The sequence below is a fragment of the Methylicorpusculum oleiharenae genome, from assembly GCF_009828925.2.
Lineage (GTDB): Bacteria > Pseudomonadota > Gammaproteobacteria > Methylococcales > Methylomonadaceae > Methylicorpusculum > Methylicorpusculum oleiharenae.
On sequence record NZ_WUTY02000001.1, the window covers coordinates 2,029,899 to 2,048,762 of the forward strand.

Sequence of the window (18,864 nt, forward strand, 5' to 3'; positions counted from 1 at the left end):
CTCGTCAGGGAAAAAGTGACGGATGTGTGATGTGCTTACCATAGCCTCAACATCGAATTCCGATTCAATTGTGACAAACCATCTTCACCATGCAATTTCGAATAACGCTTAATAACAAGCCGCATAAATTTACCGGCTGAGTGGTTCAGCATAGCTTGAACGGGCGGTTAAAGAAGATTTAAATCGAAATGAATGGTTTTCAGAATAGGCATATAGCAGACACCTTTATCAGCGCAGCCTTGGAACGTGATTTCCAAAACAAGATCGTCGATTTTGACGGCATCATGAAGCAGGGGGAGCCTGAGTAGCAGGCGATCCCGGTAAATTTCAACGGTACCGGAAAATTCGTCATGATTGGTTTGTCCGGCAGGAAATAAAGGTTCACCCGCTTTCAGTGCCGGTGTTAGCGAGAGGAATTTAAATTTATGACGATAAAGATAGTATCCATCGGCAATAGCCCAGGACAAGACAAGCATGTTCTGATTCTTTAGTTCGGCTTTAAATTCGAAAGCTTCATCAGGGGGCAAGAGATCTTCTGAATCAACAGCATAAGCAGAGCCTGGAAGCCATAACAGCACGCAATAAAGAACTAATAATAATGAGCGCTTGGGGATGGGTCTATTCATTGGCTACTTTCAGGGATAGTGCGGTGTTTTACAGGCAGTCGGTGAGTTAACAAACAAGCCGGCTGCCGGTCAAAAAAAATCAATAATCAGGCGCGGCGCGGAATGTCCAGACGAGAGCCAGATTGCCGAAGAAGCCATCGCCCAGTTGAACCTGGGTAAATGTTTGACCTGCTCGGTTAACGATTTCTCTGGAATTCAAATCTTCGTAGATCGGTAATCCTACAGAACCGCGCAATTTGAAATTACCGCCGAAGGCATTCATGAACCGCCAGTCACTGACAAAGGCCAGATTGGTCACGGTACCGCCACTATTGCCGATTTTATAGCCTCGATCCTCATTTTTCTCGATATAGCTGGCATCTATCTCGACACCCAGCATCAAGTCATAATTGGGCGTGTAGTGTAATCCCAGACCTATATTGGCCACATCGCCAAACGCAAAATTCTCGTCATTTTTTGGGTTGACGGTATACAACGCGGTCGTATGCAGCCATAGCGCTTTCCAGCGTTGGGAATACAACAAGCCGCCGGTAAACGTTGCCGTGTCCTTGCCTAGTTGCAGCGCGGGACTGGTCGAAATAAGATTATCCCCTGTTTGCCGGGCAATAAACTGAGCTGGCGGGGTATTTAGCGCCGGCTGGCGATCCGCACTAAATTGGCCGGTCGGTAATGTCGTACCCAGCAAGACGGTGGCAAACTTGTCCCAGCGGTTGCTGCGCCAGAAGTTATAGCGGCCCTCTAGGGTAATGTCTCCGATACCGTTTTCTTCGCCCACTGATTCGGTAATGACACCTGCCGGTGTTTGATTGAGTGTTTTGGTTCTTCTCTCTAGCCAGGGCACATTGATGAACAGCGCGATATCATCGGTAGGCGAATAGTTGGCCGTCAAAGCCTGCTGGTGGGCTTCGAGCTGGCTTGGCGCCCGAGGTTGTGCCCGGTTGCCCTTGACGAAATCGTAGGGCTCCTGGCTGCTGCCTGAGCCAATTTTAACCCGGTCTTTTTGGGTATAGCCATAGACCATGCCGACACTGAAGTTACCTTTGCCCGGTGTGACGGCGGTACGTAAACGAAACGGCGCAGTGGTGCCCACAGGCGATACATCTTCGTAGGCGATATGAAAATCTATGACATCGCCGCCTTCTTTGGCGGCAAATGCTTCGGCTTCGTCACGATTCGCAAAGGCGATATAATTGGGCACCATGTCGGGAATGACTTTACTGCCAAGCACGTAGGTTGCATCTTCAGCATCGACCAGTTCTCCCGAAACCCAGTCATGAACTTTAGCCGATTCAAAGGCGGACAGCCCGCCTGCATCATCAATTTCACGTAACATGCAGGCTACGCCGCAAGTATATTGCTTGTGTCCATCCTTATAGGTCAGTTCTGCGGCACTCTTGATATACTCGTCTATCCACATACCGCAGACACGGCAGCTTTCGCGTTCATGTTTCTCTTCAGCATTAAGCTGAGTTGACATGAGTAACAGCTGACACCCTATCAATACAAACGCTATCTTAATGAGCGTTTTCATAAAAGCCTCCTTTATTAAGGACTGTTGTAAATAGTTTTTCAAATTCTTCCGATTTTGCTTCACCGCTGAGCTTTTCGCGCAGAATGCCTTGCTCATCGAAGATGAACGTGGTGGGCAGGCCGATGACACCGAATTGTCTGGCGGCTGAGTTGAATTCATCTGCCAGCATCGGATAAGTCAGCTGCTCGAATTGCTTAAGCCGTTCGTCACCTTCTTTGATGCGGCTCTCGTTGATGGCCACAGGAATAAACCCCTGATCTTTGTATTTCTGATAAAGGCGATCAAGCGAAGCCAGAATCGTTTTATCGCAAAATCCGCATTCAAGAGACCAGAACCGGACCAGTACAACTTTTCCTTTAAAGTCTTCCGGCAGTTTTACGGGATGGCCGTCAAAACCTTTTAAAGTGACGCTGGGAACCGGATCACCGATCTGCAATCCTGGTTTTTTGTGGCAAGCAGTGAGGGTTAACAGGGCGGTCAAGCATAGTAGTGTAATCCGGCGTAGGGTCATGAGCGTCTGTCCAGCGACTCAATGATGGCCGGAGTGACTTCCTCATAGCGCAGGATGGTCTTGCCTTTGTGATCTTCCAGAAATTCCTGCGCGGACTCCTGATCCTTGAACGGTAGCAATTCATGGCCCATAGGCCCCAGTACGTCGGAGCCAATCACATAATAAGCCGGCTTCGCTTCGATCAGTTCAACTTCGTAATAGTCGGTGACGTAGATGTCCTTGATCGTATCGGCCGACTTTCCAGGAGTATATTTTGCCGTATCGAAAATATGCTTGAACATATCCTTGGCGCCGTCATAAAAATAAGACGTGCCGTCTTGGAAAATGATCTGGGCCACCCATTTCGGGTATTTGTAAACGAACATGCCGCAAACCGGGCAGCGGTCAGACTTTTTGATGGTAATCTCAGGTTCGGCAGCGTAGCTGGCAGTCAGGTTGAATAAACAAATCAACAATACTGACCAAAGTGCAAACCCGGGTTTTGGTGTTGTTAATTGAGGTTTAATAGACGACTTCATAGTTAATAACCAGGCTTGAAAAGATAATTTCATAAGATACAAAGGCGGTAAACGCGGCGTATAACAGCACAGAGGTCAGCGCGAGTTTACGAATAAAACCGTTTAACAGGCCCTCAAGACTGGGTATGCCTCGGAAAGGCATCAGCGCGCCGATGCCGATTCCGGATACCACCGCGCCAAAAAGCAGGATATAAAGCAGGTAGCCGATATAGTGATAATCCTCCATGATGATGCAGAACGGGCAGTGATGCGTAGGCAGTTCGTAGATGTAAAGCGAGATAAACGATACGATTGAAACCAGCGAAACAATAAACATCACCAGGCTGAGACCTGCGTAAAGGTAGCCGGCCTTATTTTTGAAATAGAAATAAAGACCGTTTGCCAATGTGCAGACCATTCCGCCATAAAAAATCCACATCATGGGCCGGGCGGGCAACGAAGCGATTTCAGAACCCAGGCCGGTGACTTTTTCTTCGCTAAACATGCTGCCGCAGCAGGAAGTAATAACATTCGCCTCCATCCCAAGAAAATAGGCGCTCTCCAGCAGGGTTTCCAGCACGATAAAAGGCGCAATAAGCGCCAGCAATACATATTTCTTTTTGATCAGCGGATAATCGTAACCCTGGTTATCGGCATGATTTAACACCAGCCATAATCCGGCTAGGATAAAGTTAAGAATTTTGAAAACCAGCGTCGGATAGCCGAAGTCGTTGACATTCAGCGTTCCGGCAGCGCACATCGCGCCGACGAATAACGGACCCATGGCGTCCGCGGTGAAAATATAAAGAAAAAGCGAAAGTAATTGCAGGCCGAAAACATAGCTGAGCAAGGTCGAAATCAGATAGGTTTTGCGCTCAAGAGTCAGTTGTATTTCCTCTCCGCTTTCTATATTCCAGTGTTTGAGTATTTGTGCGCCGTAGTAGGTCGCATAGACCACCATGAAACTGGAGATATAGGCTGCAAGCAGGTTGGCAATAACGGTAGGATGCAGAATCACGCTTATTCGTCCTCGATTTTTCCATCGCGTAAATTGACAACGTGATCGACCATGGCTGAATCGTAAACTAAAGGGTCGTGACTGGTAATGATCACGGTTTTACCTTCAGCCTTGAATTTTTCGACGATTTCCATAAAGCGGTACGATAATTTGGTATCAAGATGGGCGGTAGGTTCATCAGCAATAATGATCGACGGATCGTTGATTAGCGCACGGACTATAGATACACGTTGCGCTTCTCCTCCTGACAGCCACTCTACCTGCGAGGATGCCTTGCTGGATAAATTGAGTCCGGCCAGTCCATTTAGCGCTTTCATTTTTAAATGAGCGCGTTTTTCACCCAATGGATAGGCCGGCAGCATGACATTCTCAAGTACCGAAATGCCTTTGATCAGATTGGGCTGCTGAAAAATGAAACCGAAGGTTCTCCTGCGTATATCCGTTAAAAAACGTTCCGGGAGGCTGGTGATTTCCCGGCCGTTTAACTTGACGCGACCGGCAGAAGGTCTGCTCATACAGCCGACGATTGACAACAGCGTCGTTTTGCCGGAACCGCTGGGGCCTTTGAGAACGGTGACCTTATTTTGGGCTATCTCCAGATTCACGCTGTTCAGCGCCGAAAATTCACTGGGATTGCCTGCATTAAACACTTTTTTTACATTAACGAGTTCAATCATGACTTATTCTCCGGTTTGCCGCATTGCCGAATCGGGATCAATCGTCGCGGCTCTCCAGGTTGGAACGATAGTCGCCACGGTGTAAGGCACGACAGTCAGGAAAAACAGCGTGGTAATCTGTTCAGCATTGATAAACGGTGTCAATGCAAAATTAGGGTAAAGGTTGGACCAGCCCTTAAGAGCCGGTTCGAAAACAGGTGATCCTGCGAAGAACACATGAATGTAAGCCAGAATGACGCCGGTAAAAAAGGCGGTTAACGAAATCATCGCGCCTTCCCAGAATTTCATCTGGATGACATCGGAGGTTTCCCAACCCACTGCTTTTAATATGCCGATTTCACGGCGTTCGCCGGCGCTCAATCCCGAGGCTTTATCCCAGGCGAAAATGACAAACGCCAGAACGGCAGCTGAGAAAATGACAATCATCATGCCGCCGCGCCAGTTGAAAATGGAATCGTAGGTTCTAAGTATTTCATCGCGAATGATCGGCCTGGAATTGAGCAGGCGCTTTTTGATTTTTCCAGCTACCATACTGACTTCACTGGGGTTTTTGACGGTCACGATGGCATCGGTAACAAACTTGGGGTCAATGCCGAACAGTTTTCTGAAATCTTCATCGGTGATCAATATCAAATCTGAAGACACCAGTTCCGATGATGAGGACAGCGTGCCGGAGATTTTCAAATTCATGATTTGCCCATCAGCTGCCATGAAAGGCATGTAATCGCCTTTGCTGATATTGCGCATTCTTGCGACCCCGTTACCGATGATTAAAGTGCCGGGCTCCAGTAAAGCGCCGTCGTATTCAAACAATGGCCTGGTCGCCGCTAATGCATCGGCATCGTCCGGGTCTGCTTCAATTGTCGTGGTTTTGCCTGACGGTTGAACCGTCTCACTTTTACCGGGCGGAGATAGCAGCGTGTAATTGGCGCCGACCAGGCTGTCATAGTAATAACCCCACAAGCGGGTTTCAACATTTGCTATGCCGCGGATAGATTTGATGGTGTCTATATAGCTGACCGGAAACAGATCGTGCCGGCCGGCAATGATTTTTTGTACAACAATTTCCGGAGAACCCTGCAGAATTATCGCCGCCTCTTTTTTGATGGAATGGGTAAAAAACATGGTTGAAGCCAGGATGAAAACAATCAGTGTGTACAAAGTCAAAAGACCCATGTTTTTGACTTTTCTGCGCAGCAACGAAGAAATAGTAAAATCAATGATATAGCGTTGTTTTTCTATCCAGGGGGTCATGGCGTTTCGTTTTTAACAGAGGGCTGGGTAAATGACCCGGAAGGGAAATGTTCCAGGGACAAGGGATGATCCTGAAAGGCAGTATTTAAATCGGCTTGCGACAGATGACGGGTGTAGCGCGCTTCGGTAAAAAGGCACAAATCAGTCAGGCGTAATGTTTTTACCAGATCAGATTTTTGTGCAAGAACGTCTTGTTGAAAGCTTTCGCTCAGTGAGGCATGGACCAGCAACAAGCTGAACACGATAACTTCGGCGGTCAGGCCTAAAAAAAATAATGAAGACTTTCTCATAATACGATTGCCCCAAAATGGTTTCATACAAAAGCACTGCAAAGCTTTGGATGCTGCTGCGCCCTTTATGCACTGACGTCTGGGGGAATTTACTTGTCAGTTGAGCAGACAGTTTGTATTGAGGCTGTATTTTCGACATTAAAGCTTAACCTGCGCAAGGTAATTTTTGTAAAGCGCTATGCCGGGAGTCTATGAGGGTGAAGTGACAGCAGCGTTAAGCATAATCTAAACCATATATTATAATATATTGATATATAAAGTTTTCTTGAAAAGAGATAACTTAAACTGTGTTATTTAGAGTAAAAAAATCGGGTTAAGAGACGCAATCGGTTTAAAAATGGCTAACGTAATATCTCTGCAGACAATGAGCAATTATCTGAAAATAGTTTAAAAATTTTGGCAATGAGTGCTCGCTGTAGGCACAGTGCTTTTTAAGTATGTGTTGACGCCGCCGCATTTATTCGTTTGACCTCCCGCCTGTGCACCTAAAGCCAATCTCAACGTTCAAGCTGAAAATGGTTGCTGGATGAATAGGTTCATTGACTTAACGTGTCTTGATAATCCGCTATCCATTTAAGCCAGTACTCTTTGATTCTCAGAACCCAACTACGCGGGTCTGTCTTTTCTGTTTTACCGTCGAACACGGAGAGTGCGCCGTCCTCTTTGGATTTCGGTTCGTCTTCAACGACAATAAATGTTCCGGGAATCATGCCCATCCAGCAACTCCAGGGAATGACGCCGCTTTCGGACGGTGTAAATTCGATGATTTGTTCTCCTTCATTCAACTTGAAATCGAGTCCGTATTTAGGCACCACAATGGCGTTATTACAGGAGTTTAATTCTTTGCCGTTAATGACCCATTTGACCGGGACGCCTTTACGCAAGGTAAATTTGTTAGGAGAAAAACCGGACTTTACTACATCCATGTGTATGGTCTGTTCGTTTTCCCAGTTGGGTGATTCGGCAATAGCCGGGGATAAGTGCTGCGATAGCCGTGCAACCAAGGTATTAAAGTCCAGGCCCGTCCCCGTGACGGCAAGCCCTCGGTTCAGCATAACCGTTCCCAAAATCATGACGATGATGCCGGAAGCTTTTAACAATTTGGGCGTCAGGTTTTTGGAGAGCAGACTGGTCAGAAAACCAAAGCCCAAGAGCAACGGTAGTGTGCCGATGCCGAAAAAAAACAAAATTCTGGCGCCTTCTGACCAACTGCCGGTTCCGGCTGCCATCACATACATGGCTTGTAATGGGCCGCAGATAATCATCAAGCCGTTCAGCAGGCCAATATAAAACGGATTGCTGTGCTTGCGGTACTCTTTACCGACAAAACGCATGACAAAGCCTGGGGTTTTAAACTGAAAATGGTTTAGCGCCGGAAACACCTCCAACATATGTAAACCAAAGAGAATCAAAAAAAATCCTGCGGCAATGCCTACTGCGCCTTGGGTGTAAGGCGTGAACGCAACGATAGCGCCGAACGCTCCGAAGAGCGCGCCGATGAGCGTATACGAAAGTGTTTTGCCAATACCGTAGAGAAAATGGGTGGTGTAGGACTTGTAACCTGTTGAAGCTTCTCTTGCGGTATAGCCCAGGATCAAGGGCCCGCACATACCGACACAATGAAAACTGGTTAAAAAACCGATCAGGATTAACAGTCCGTAGCCAATGTCACGACCGAGATCAGGCATACTTGCGTGATCCATAAACCAACTGTCCAGCCAGAGTATGAAGCCGATTCCCGACAGTGCGAGTGTAATCATAAAGGTTCTTTTAAAGAACAATCGCACCGGATGGCTCCCGGCTAAGGCTTGGTTTTCGACATTCATAATGGGCGCAACTTAAATCGATTGAAATAATGGCTTAAGGCTATGACTGCTCAATTTTTGAGTGGCATGCGGATGAGTTCCGGACGGTTCAGTGCCGGGATAAATTGGGTTAGGCTATTGAAAACAAGGGTAATGGTCAAGGCTTTATCTGATTTGCATTTGTTCAGAAAGATGAATCAAGCAAAGATGAGCCGGCGAATCAAAGTAAGAAGATATAAGAATCTGCTGCAACGGGTGATTCTTTAAATCAAACGACCGGACAAAATATAACAAATACCGTTTTAGCCCATTCGGGCTTGAGGCCATTCACAGAAAAAAACATCAAATTTGGCTGAATCTATTGATAAAAATCTTGAATATCAGTATTTATAGCACTTTATCTCATTATAATATTCAAGGAGAAATAACTTATGGCTCACGTTCAGGGTGCAAAAATCGCAACGGGGACTGCTGATGCAGCAAAAAAGATGTCTTCATCTATGATGGCGGACATGGGTAAAATGGGTTTGTCGGTTAAACAGCCTATGGCACATGGTGTCAGTAAGAGCATTGCCGCCGGTACTGCTGCTGCGGCAGGAAAAAGTACGCTGAAAAAGGTCCTGACACATCCGGTGACGCTGATCGGTATTGGCTTTGCGTTAGGTTATCTGGTCTATAAATACCGTAAAGATATCATTTTGGTTTCTGAAGAAGAGTAAGCCTGCCGTTTATCCGGGCGTCGATTATTGGGAGGGGGTATTAACGCAACCGAAGTTTCCCAGCTTTTATAGGGTTGTCCAGGCTTGTAAGGCAATTGTGTCTGCCTTAATAATGGCCGTCGTTCCGCAGGCTTGCCGGAACCCAGAAGCCATGGATGGCGAGGCTGTAACACGTCCTTGTGCACTGGATTCGCTTACGCGGTCTAACGGCTCCGGCAATCCCTGCAGGGATGACGCCTCTGTCTAAGGCGAACAGTGCTTTATTAAATGGGTTTGCCACCGTTTACGCAGACCCTATCGATAATTCCTGCAGCCCTAGCATAATAGCAGTCCGTTTTTGAAATTATTGGGAAACTTCAGTTAGCTTAAAGGGAGCAATGAATACGGGCCTTTCCGCAGACAGCAAATACAGGGTGTTAGCTAATAGCATTCATGCAGTCGATCTGGCCCAATTGTCCAACTTACCGAATCAACAAACAGTGGATCGTAAACACCCATATGCCTGGAATGGGTAGCAGCTGGCGCTGTTTTTGGCAAGGAGGCCTTGTTTGGTATTGCTGATAAACCGGTGATACCGAACAAACTGCCAGATACATGGTTTAGCAGATTGGAACTATCGAAGTTATCGCCCATGCTGTATCAGAACGAAAATTGGCTATCGTTCGAGACTTAAAAGGTTTGGGTGAAAAAGTCGTCCTTATAGGCGATGGTACCGATGATGCACTCGCCATAGCTATTTCGAGACATTTCCCAAATCCTTCCCCCAGTACCCACAAAAGGCACAAAAGACACTAAACATCAGCATGTTGCAGTGCTCTGTCCTCCTCTGAGGATGACGATCCAAATTTTGATTTATCGTCGAATCATTTCGATTTTTTTTTCCGGATCCAATTATTTTCCCAAGTCTATGCAGGTAATTTTTCACACCCTATCCGGACAATTCTTCACAGATACTTCCGTCACAGATTTGTAGACTGATTGCCGAGTGAGAAGAGTTGCAGCAGAGAGGCTGCTAATGGAAAAACGGGTAGTTAAGCTCTACTTATTCTTTCTTAAGACCGTAAGGTTTTTATTCAATAGCAATTAGGAGAATAGTCATGAGCAAGAAAATCAGAGGCTCCGAAAAACTAGATTTCACCTGCACAAAAAATGGCAAACGGAGTCTGGCCGAATTCACCAACGTAGAAGAGGCGTTAGAAGCCAGGGGCGGTATTTCTGTGAGCGGTTGGTGGATTTATGGGCAGCCGGCCTTTTTTAAATCGATCAATCAAAACCTGGTCAATCCCCAGTTAAATCAAAGCCAATTGAGTTCTACTCAGCTAAGAAGGTAGGGGAAGTTTATGAAGAACGAATACAAAGTAGGTTCCATCGGAACAACACGAGCTATACAAATACATCCAACCCGGTTGTGTAACCTGAGTTGCCTGCATTGCTATTCTTCTTCATCGCCAAAGCAGCGCGGCGCACTCGATGTCGCGCTGCTTATCCGTGCCCTGGCGGATGCCGCCGAAGAAGGATACAACTATGTCAGTATTTCCGGTGGTGAGCCTTTGCTTTATCCCTCGCTGGAATTATTGCTGGAACATGCCAAGCACAGAGGCTTTGCTACAGCTATTGCTACCAACGGTATGTTTTTGGATAAAAACCGTGTGGCCCAACTAAAGGATGTCACCGATCTGATCGCCGTCAGTCTGGACGGTGTGCCCGAATCTCACAATCGCATGCGTAATTCGACGCAGGCATTTAAAAAAATGGCCGCCAATTTAAAAACATTGCGGGATGCTGAAATTCCTTTCGGTTTTATTTTTACGCTGACGCAATACAACCTTAATGAAGTGGACTGGGTAGTCAATTTTGCTTTGCAGGAAGGCGCTCAATTACTGCAAATCCATCCTCTGGAAAATGCCGGATTTGCTTCGGCCCATTTGGTGGGGGATTCACCGGATCGTACTGAATCGGCCTATGCCTATTTATTATCGGAAACGATGCAGCAGAAATTGGAAGGCAGGTTACGTATTCAGATGGATTTTGCCACACGAGCCGCTGTGCTCCAGCATCCCGGGTCAGTTTATGCTACTGCTGAATTCCCCGGCTTTGACGCCTCGCTTGCCGATTGTCTTGCTTCGTTAGCGATAGAACCGGATGGCATGATCGTGCCGGTCCAATACGGGTTTTCCAGAGAGTATGCGATTGGCAATCTTCATCAAAATAGTTTCAGACAATTGGCCGATGACTGGCGTAAAAACCATATGGTCAAGTTTTATGGACTTTGTCATGAGCTTCATAAAACCGTTACCGATAAATCACAGCCTTTTGTATTTAATTGGAATGAAATGATCACGGCCGCTTCGCATCGACCTTTAAAAAATGAATTGGAATACGCTGCATCCTGAACAAAACTTTGGATCACTCAACTATTCATTTTAGGAACGCGGCAGGGCTGATCAAATTCCTGATAACTCACCCGGCTCTTGGCGGCAATTCTTGCTGCGAGTAACAAGGATCTGACTATGCAAAAATTTCCTTTTCAGAGACAAATGGATGCCATGGATTGTGGGCCGACCTGTCTGCACATGATTGCGCGATTTTATGGCCGTATTTTGCCTTTGGATGAAGTGCGCGAAAGATGCGCCATCACGCGTGGAGGTGTCACATTGGGCGGTATTGCCGAGGCGGCCGAGCTTTATGCATTCAAGACGGTTGCGATTAAGGCTAATTTAAGGACGTTGCAGGACGATGTCATCTTACCGTGTATCGCGCATTGGCGTCAGCAGCACTTTATTGTTGTTTATGCCATTAAAGGAGGTCATGTCTATGTCGCTGACCCTGCGTTTGGTCTTATGAAATACAGTGTTCAGGAGTTTCTGTCGGGCTGGCTCGATGTTGTCAATGCCGATTCCGATGAAGAAGGCATTTTATTGTTGCTGGATACGACACCGGAATTTTATAGGGACGACGAATGTCCTGACGCGCGCGGGCGCGGTATCGGATTTTTATGGCCATATTTCCGGCCGTATTACCGGTTAATAGGTCAGTTATTTATTGGTTTATTCGCCGGTAGTTTGATTCTGCTGGCCTTTCCGTTCATGACTCAAGCGCTGGTCGATTATGGAGTCAATCACAATAATCTGAACTTTGTTTATGTGTTGCTGGCCGCCCAGCTGATGCTATTTTTGTCGCAGACCTCGGTGGAATTGATCCGCAGCTGGATATTGTTGCATATTGGTTCACGCATCAACATCGCGATCATTTCCGATTTTTTGCTGAAGCTGATGAAACTGCCCGTGGCTTTCTTCGACAGCAAGATGATCGGCGATCTGCTGCAGCGTGTGCAGGATCATCATAGGGTAGAGGAGTTTTTATCTTCTGCCACACTGACGACCTTGTTTTCGGCATTGAACCTTGTGTTGTTCAGCTGTGTTTTGGCCTGGTACAGCTTGCAGATTTTGGCGGTGTTCGCTATCGGCACGGCGCTTTATGCCGGGTGGGTGCTGATGTTCATGAGCCGGCGCGCCGTGCTTGATTACAAGCGCTTTGAACAAGCCGCACAAACACAGAGCAGTATGGTTCAGATTATTAGCGGCATGCAGGAAATCAAGCTCAATAATTCGGAAAGACGCCGCCGCTGGGAGTGGGAAAAAATTCAGGTGCGTTTGTTTAAAGTGTCAATGGACAGTCTGGCGCTTTATCAGTACCAAATGACCGGCGCGAATTTTATCAATGAACTGAAAAATATTTTGATCACTTTTTTATGTGCCAAAGCGGTCATAGAAGGGCAGATGACAGTGGGAATGATGTTGTCCACTCAATACATTATTGGTCAGTTAAATGTTCCAATTTCAAATTTCGTCGGTTTCGTTCAGTCGTTTCAGGATGCAAAAATCAGCCTTAACCGGCTCGCAGAAGTCCACGATAAGGCCGATGAAAACAAGGCACAGCATTTTATTCAGCTAACCGGTGTGGACAATAGCATTTCCTTACAGGAGAACCTCAGTTTTCGTTATGGAAGAGAAGCTTCGCCGTTAGTGCTTAACAGTATCAATGCGGCGTTTCCCAACGGCAAAGTCACTGCGATTGTGGGGGCCAGCGGCAGCGGTAAAACGACATTACTAAAAATATTATTGAAATTCTATGAGCCGAATCAAGGTGCTGTAAGAGTCGGCGGGATTGATCTTCAGTCTTTATCTACAACGGCATGGCGGCAAAGCTGCGGCGTGGTTATGCAAAACGGCTTTATTTTTAATGACACGGTGTTGCGCAACATTACCGAATCCGAATCCGATGGATTGATCGCCCAAAACCGGCTGCAACGTGCGATCGATATAGCCAATCTGGATGAACTGATCAGCGGATTGCCGAATGGCTTGAATACCAAAATCGGTCCCGATGGCTTGAGTTTGAGCGGCGGTCAAAATCAGCGGATATTGATTGCTAGAGCGGTTTACAAAGATCCGGCCTTTTTATTTTTCGACGAGGCCACCAGTGCATTGGACGCTAAAAATGAACGCGTTATCCTCGAGAAAATGGAGCAGTTTTACCAGGGTCGAACCGTCATTGTCATTGCTCACCGCTTAAGCACAGTAAGAAATGCGGATCAAATTCTGGTGCTCGATAAAGGACGTGTGGTTGAGAGCGGCAATCATCAGCAACTGACTGCTGCGCGCGGGTTTTATTTCAATCTGGTCAAAAATCAGCTTGAGCTGGGTAATTAATCAACGAGAAATGCTATGAGCGATACTAATGTTTTACCTAATTCCTTCAGCACAGCTACTCCTATAACAGCCGTTCAGGACTACAGTCTCTATACCCAGGAGATGTTGGGCAAACCGCCGGGTTGGCTGCTACGCTGGGGCGGTTTCGTGGTTTTAGGTTGCCTGGCTGCGCTGCTCGCAGCATCGTGGCAGGTTAAATATCCTGATGTCATTTCCGCTTCCGTTACAATTACCACACCTCAGCCGCCGATACGCATTGTCAGTCAGCGTGACGGGCAAATACGCTGGCTGAGAAAAGGCGAGCGTGACCGGGTCAGTCAAGGCGAAACGCTGGCCTGGATCGATAATCCGGCTGATATCGACGCTGTCAGTGCTTTGAGGCAATGGCTCAGTAACAACCGGAAAGAGCTTTTCAACGGAAATATCACGGCACTGGACATGCCGCCCGAAAATTTGACCTTGGGTGAACTGAATGAGGCCTATGCAAGCTTTTACAAGAGCCTGGATGAGTTCAGGTTTTTTCTGGAACAGCAGCCTTTTGCGCAGAAACTGGAAAATGCCAGAGCCAAACAAGTGCAACTGCAACAGATGCTGAAACAGCATCATTCTGAACATGCCGTATTAAAGGAGCAAAAAACGTTGTTGGAAGGGCATGTGACGCGGTATCAAAAGTTGATAGAAAAACATTTTGTCGCAGAGCAGGCCGTCGATGAAAAGCGCCTGGATGTCTTGCGTAATACTCACCAACAAGAGCAATTATCTATTGAACAGGCCCGGACACAATTGGAAATCACACGATTGGCAGGCGAGTTGATCAGTCTTGATCTGGCAAACCAGCAGCAACAAAAAGACTATAAGCTGAGCCTTGAAGAAAATTATCAAAAATTACTCTCCGCCGTTGAAAGCTGGGAAAAAAACTACACGCTCACTGCTCCCATTCCGGGGCGTTTGGTCAAGTTCAAATTCTGGAGTGACAAGCAATTTGTAAAAGCCGGGGAAGAGGTTGTGACCGTGGTTCCTGAAGAAGGGCAGGGTATCATTGCAAAAATTAACATGCCTTTGGCCAACTCAGGCAAAGTCAAACAAGGCCATAAAATTCTGATCAAACTGGCCGGTTATCCGTTTCAGGAATTCGGTTTGATAGAAAGCCAGGTCGATACGATTTCATTGCTGCCCGATAAAGATCATTACAGCGTTCAGGCAAAGTTGGCTTATCCGCTTATAACCAGCGCCAATAAAATGCTGCCGTTCGAACAGGAAATGCAGGGCAGAGCCGATATAGTGACAGAGGACATGCGGCTGCTGGAACGGGTCTTTTATCAAATCCGAAGGCTGTTGCTGGACAGAGGCAATTTGGTTTGAATACTGAGATTGTGGGCTAATTCTCTTTTGTTATGGGCTATCCAATCCTACATAGCCGCATGTAAGCAGAAAATTGTGCCGGAATGACGCAGCATTTTAAATCAGCAGCATTGGTTAAAATCTCTCTCAAACGAACTTTATAAAGCAGTATCAGGTGATGAGTCGATACCTAAGGGTTACACTCACTTATTAAAAAGACCCGATTAAGTTAAGCCTGAGGATGTGATGCGATGAAAGCCATGGTGTTGAAAAAAATCTGTAATCTCAAAGACAATCAATTCCCTCTAGAGTTGATGGAGTTGCCTGTTCCCGTGCCGGATGAGCATGAAATACTGCTGAAAGTATCAACCTGCGGGGTTTGCCATACTGAGCTGGATGAAATCGAAGGGCGCACTTCGCCGGAAAGTCTGCCCATGGTGCTGGGGCATCAAGTGGTAGGCCAAGTCGAAGCTATTGGCAGCAAAGTCAGTGTGGTAAAGACTGGCGACAGGGTTGGTGTAGCGTGGATTTTTTCAGCATGCGAAGTCTGCAAGTTCTGTTTGGAAGGTATGGAAAATCTGTGTCAAGCCTTCAAGGCGACAGGCCGCGATGCCTTTGGCGGTTATGCGCAGTTTATGACAGTATCAGAAAAGTTTGTCTACCCCCTTCCGCACACGATATCGGATGTTCATGCCGCTCCTTTACTGTGTGCCGGTGCCATCGGCTACCGTTCGTTGCGCCTGACCGGTCTGCAAGATGGTCAGCGGCTCGGCCTGACTGGTTTTGGCGCATCCGGTCATCTGGTTTTAAAAATGGTCCGGCACCGTTTTCCGAATTCAGCCGTATTTGTTTTTGCCCGAAGCGCCGAGGAACAGGCCTTTGCAAAAGAGCTGGGAGCGGTCTGGGCCGGTCATACTAATGAACGGGCGCCGTTTAAGCTGGATTGTATTATTGATACGACACCGGCCTGGAAACCGGTTGTTGAGGCGTTGGCCAATCTGGAGTCAGGCGGAAGACTGGTAATTAATGCCATACGCAAAGAGGGTGACCGGGAAAGTTTGCTGGCGCTTGATTATCCGGAACATCTCTGGCTGGAAAAAGAAATAAAAAGTGTTGCCAATATAACCCGGCTTGATGTCATTGAATTTTTGAGTCTGGCAGCTGAAATGAACCTTCAGCCTGAGGTTCAGTTATTTCCGCTGGAGCAGGCCAACGAGGCATTGATCGAGTTGAAAACCGGAAAAATTCGGGGTGCCAAGGTTTTGGTAATCGATTGAGTTTGAATGATTGTTTCAGAATGATCCGACATATTTCATGTTTGCGCTACTTGAGTGTTCCATTAGCGGTTAATAGGGTTTGCAACTAGACTTTTACCTTTAAAAATTCGGCATACCGTTGCGTCATGTGCTCTATATGCGAACCTTTCCAGTATATTCGCCCGCAGTCATGGCAGCGATGGAATTCTTCGTAGTAAAGTCTGGTTTTAGGTTTAAGTTTGCCGATGATAGCGTTTTTGGCGACCGGGTTCAGTAAGCCGTTACAAACCAGACAGCGAACGAAGGGGGTAATGCAATCGTGCAGGTCGAACCGGGTCAGGACTTCATCCGCTTGAGTCAAGACATCGACAGCCCTAACCCAATAGCCGTGCGTGATCTGTTTGATGAACAGCAAACGGCGGTCACGGGTCAGTATAATGCGCTGCTCGTTTACCGCAATATTTGCCACGTCTTTATCGAGGTAGTCATTGCGATAAAGACAGTCGAAGCCCAGCAAACGCAGAAGTTTGGCAAGTTTGCCCAGATTCACGTCCAGAACAAAGCGCGGATGAGTAAAGATCTTTTCACGCAATTTAAGTAATGGACTGATGTCCAGGCTTTTAAAAGCCGGGTAAACAGCAACACGGTCGTTTGCTTGAAGTTGATAATCAAATCCCTCCGCCTCGCCATTGACAGTAATGAGGTCGACCTCGGTGTGAGGGACACCAAAAACTTCAATCGGATCTTTAACGCCGGGGTGACCTTTGAAACGGTATTGCATGGTCTGCTTACGCTGGCTCTGCGGTAAAAAATCATTGAGCGTCCCGTAGAAACGAAATTCGGCCCTGTATTCTGATGTCATGACAGCCACCAATGATGAGAGATGATGACCATGCTTATTGCCGTGATACAAATGATACCCTTTTCCGGGGAAAACGGATCTCAAAGTCCTGGTTTAAAGGGTATAAGCAATTTGAAGGATGACGTTTCGCGTGTTGTTACTCCAGGTCAGTTCATGGATATCAAACTCATTGGCGCATTGGCTGTCATCACCGGCTATTTTGATGCCCAGTTTATTGAGCTTGTAATGTTTTTTTTCGATTCGCAGCAGGTTGGCAGGGTTTGCCAGAAGTTCGAGTAGTGTATTTAAGTAGACATCTGGATTGGCCAGGCTCTTAACTCTCGATTCGAAAGAGTTATCGCCTGGATTGAGAGCTTGCGCAGCAATCCGTGATGTCATCTCCTGCTTGACAAGAGTGACTAAGCGATCAAACAAATACTTCTTTAATGCCGCGGTCAGTTCTTCCTTGTCCGCGCAAGGCGCACGCAGTTTATGTGAAGAAAAGTTAACTGCCTGCTGCGATATTTCGCGAACCATCATATCGCCGACCATGCCTGAGCCCAGAATCGATTTTTCACTTTTGCAAGCTGTTAGCAAGGCATAAATAACCGGAACCTGCTGCTGTGACTTGACGCGTAAATACACGCTTACTTCGGGACTGGTTTCAAACAGTCTTTTGATGTCATCAGTGTTAACGAACAACGAGTTTACGATCGGGTTAGTTCGAAACGTATCCGGATTTAAGTCAATCGGACATGGAATTTCTGCGGCGACCTGAAGTATATGTTGATAAATAGCACAAACAGACTGTTCTAATTTTTCAGAGTAATCCTGCACCGCCCGCATCTTACCGTTTACGGCATCTACGAAATTGTCAATCATCTGTTTGTCTTCATCGCTTTGAAGTCGCGCGTTCTGACGATGACTGCTCAAGTTGCCAACGAGTCCTTGAAGATGATGGATTTGGTCGTCGAAAAACGATCTAAGATCAGACGCTTCGTTTGTTCGTCTTCCGTCGTTCATAATCGCCTCATTCGAATTGATTGAAAAGTGAACAGTTCATGCCGGGTAGTAAGCACAAATAATACTCCTGGCAGACCCGGTTGAACAGCTTGAAACCCATAATATACAACCGTAAGCACGGGTTTTACACTATCGCTCCAACTCATTCTAAGGACTAAAAGTTAAATGAGATTCTCTCCTCAACAACCAATTGCATTGCAAGGAATTATGAAAAACTGATTCATTTTTAACTAAGTTTATTTTTGTTCTTCTGTTACGCATTTGCAACACGTTGAGGAAACCGATCTTGGCTTTGTATTATTGAATTCTTTACTCGGAATGTGTCAATGGCTTTAACCGCTAGTAGGCTTGGTCGTAACAGTCATTGGCGCTCCTGTATTTATTGGGATGAGTCCATTTACAACTTTCACATCCATTCCAGATCTTCATGATGTTTTCGTAAATCACTACTACCATACCAGATGGGCTGAATTACAGGAACATGATCCAGATAGGGTTTATAAAATTCTAACTTGCAGAATTGGCGGTCAGAACGATGGTGGTGTTTCACAATATGAAACACCACCTATGGCTTATTGATTTAGAACGTCAACAATCGCCAACGCATCATCTATTCTTTTAGTCAGTCAAAGTTAAGTTGTCGCCTGATTTCTTTGAAAAGTACTCTAGCTGAGTATGGTGCTCGATGTTTTGTACAGACTTTGGTCGAAGTCAAGAACCTACTTTCTCAATCGGGCTAATAGACTTCAATGATTAAATAGTG

General features: G+C 46.5%; 17 protein-coding genes. 6 read left to right on the top strand and 11 right to left on the bottom strand.

Going from position 1 to position 18,864, the window contains the following annotated elements; all coding sequences use genetic code 11:
• Nucleotides 1-167: 167 nt before the first annotated feature.
• The 9 genes from GO003_RS09335 to GO003_RS09375 all read right to left on the bottom strand — a co-directional run bounded on the left by GO003_RS09335 (nt 168) and on the right by GO003_RS09375 (nt 8,164).
• Complete coding sequence (locus GO003_RS09335; RefSeq protein ID WP_159652527.1) at nt 168-626, bottom strand: protein-disulfide reductase DsbD N-terminal domain-containing protein; 459 nt, start codon at nt 624-626, stop codon at nt 168-170.
• Nucleotides 627-705: 79 nt separating this feature from the next.
• Entirely contained in the window at nt 706-2,157 is a 1,452-nt protein-coding gene (locus GO003_RS09340) for a nitrous oxide reductase accessory protein NosL (protein ID WP_159652525.1), read from the bottom strand.
• The gene (locus tag GO003_RS09345; protein WP_159652523.1) at nt 2,141-2,668 is read right to left on the bottom strand and encodes a TlpA family protein disulfide reductase; all 528 of its coding nucleotides are present in this window, start codon (nt 2,666-2,668) and stop codon (nt 2,141-2,143) included. The genes GO003_RS09340 and GO003_RS09345 overlap by 17 nt, the downstream gene beginning before the upstream one ends.
• Nucleotides 2,665-3,186 (bottom strand): nitrous oxide reductase accessory protein NosL, encoded by a 522-nt coding sequence (locus GO003_RS09350; RefSeq protein ID WP_159652521.1) that lies wholly within the window; start codon nt 3,184-3,186, stop codon nt 2,665-2,667. Before GO003_RS09350 ends, GO003_RS09345 begins: the two co-directional genes overlap by 4 nt.
• Nucleotides 3,170-4,183, bottom strand: coding sequence for a hypothetical protein (locus GO003_RS09355; protein ID WP_159652519.1), 1,014 nt, complete (start codon nt 4,181-4,183; stop codon nt 3,170-3,172). Before GO003_RS09355 ends, GO003_RS09350 begins: the two co-directional genes overlap by 17 nt.
• A 2-nt stretch (nt 4,184-4,185) precedes the next feature.
• Entirely contained in the window at nt 4,186-4,860 is a 675-nt protein-coding gene (locus GO003_RS09360; protein WP_159652517.1) for an ABC transporter ATP-binding protein, read from the bottom strand.
• A 3-nt stretch (nt 4,861-4,863) separates the two neighbouring features.
• Nucleotides 4,864-6,114: an ABC transporter permease gene (locus GO003_RS09365; protein WP_159652515.1), complete on the bottom strand. Its 1,251-nt coding sequence runs from the start codon at nt 6,112-6,114 to the stop codon at nt 4,864-4,866.
• The gene (locus GO003_RS09370; protein ID WP_231088918.1) at nt 6,111-6,431 is read right to left on the bottom strand and encodes a hypothetical protein; all 321 of its coding nucleotides are present in this window, start codon (nt 6,429-6,431) and stop codon (nt 6,111-6,113) included. The genes GO003_RS09365 and GO003_RS09370 overlap by 4 nt, the downstream gene beginning before the upstream one ends.
• A gap of 509 nt (nt 6,432-6,940) precedes the next feature.
• The gene (locus GO003_RS09375; RefSeq protein ID WP_231088919.1) at nt 6,941-8,164 is read right to left on the bottom strand and encodes a sulfite exporter TauE/SafE family protein; all 1,224 of its coding nucleotides are present in this window, start codon (nt 8,162-8,164) and stop codon (nt 6,941-6,943) included.
• Between the two features lie 476 nt (nt 8,165-8,640).
• Here GO003_RS09375 and GO003_RS09380 point away from each other — a divergent pair, with 476 nt between their 5' ends.
• The 6 genes from GO003_RS09380 to GO003_RS09405 all read left to right on the top strand — a co-directional run bounded on the left by GO003_RS09380 (nt 8,641) and on the right by GO003_RS09405 (nt 16,258).
• Entirely contained in the window at nt 8,641-8,928 is a 288-nt protein-coding gene (locus GO003_RS09380; protein WP_159652513.1) for a hypothetical protein, read from the top strand.
• Nucleotides 8,929-10,025: 1,097 nt separating this feature from the next.
• The gene (locus tag GO003_RS09385) at nt 10,026-10,259 is read left to right on the top strand and encodes a hypothetical protein (RefSeq protein WP_159652511.1); all 234 of its coding nucleotides are present in this window, start codon (nt 10,026-10,028) and stop codon (nt 10,257-10,259) included.
• 9 nt (nt 10,260-10,268) lie between these two features.
• Nucleotides 10,269-11,321: a radical SAM protein gene (locus tag GO003_RS09390; protein WP_159652509.1), complete on the top strand. Its 1,053-nt coding sequence runs from the start codon at nt 10,269-10,271 to the stop codon at nt 11,319-11,321.
• Between the two features lie 117 nt (nt 11,322-11,438).
• The gene (locus tag GO003_RS09395) at nt 11,439-13,640 is read left to right on the top strand and encodes a peptidase domain-containing ABC transporter (RefSeq protein ID WP_159652507.1); all 2,202 of its coding nucleotides are present in this window, start codon (nt 11,439-11,441) and stop codon (nt 13,638-13,640) included.
• A gap of 15 nt (nt 13,641-13,655) precedes the next feature.
• On the top strand, nt 13,656-15,002 hold the full coding sequence (locus GO003_RS09400) for an HlyD family efflux transporter periplasmic adaptor subunit (protein WP_159652505.1): 1,347 nt from the start codon (nt 13,656-13,658) through the stop codon (nt 15,000-15,002).
• Between the two features lie 230 nt (nt 15,003-15,232).
• Nucleotides 15,233-16,258, top strand: coding sequence for a zinc-dependent alcohol dehydrogenase family protein (locus GO003_RS09405; RefSeq protein WP_159652503.1), 1,026 nt, complete (start codon nt 15,233-15,235; stop codon nt 16,256-16,258).
• Between the two features lie 85 nt (nt 16,259-16,343).
• On the opposite strand, the gene GO003_RS09410 is transcribed toward GO003_RS09405, so the two are convergent.
• Complete coding sequence (locus GO003_RS09410) at nt 16,344-17,099, bottom strand: Mut7-C RNAse domain-containing protein (protein WP_159652501.1); 756 nt, start codon at nt 17,097-17,099, stop codon at nt 16,344-16,346.
• A gap of 93 nt (nt 17,100-17,192) precedes the next feature.
• A complete protein-coding gene (locus tag GO003_RS09415; RefSeq protein ID WP_159652499.1) occupies nt 17,193-18,101 on the bottom strand; it encodes a hypothetical protein in 909 nt (302 codons plus the stop codon).
• Between the last annotated feature and the right edge of the window lie 763 nt (nt 18,102-18,864).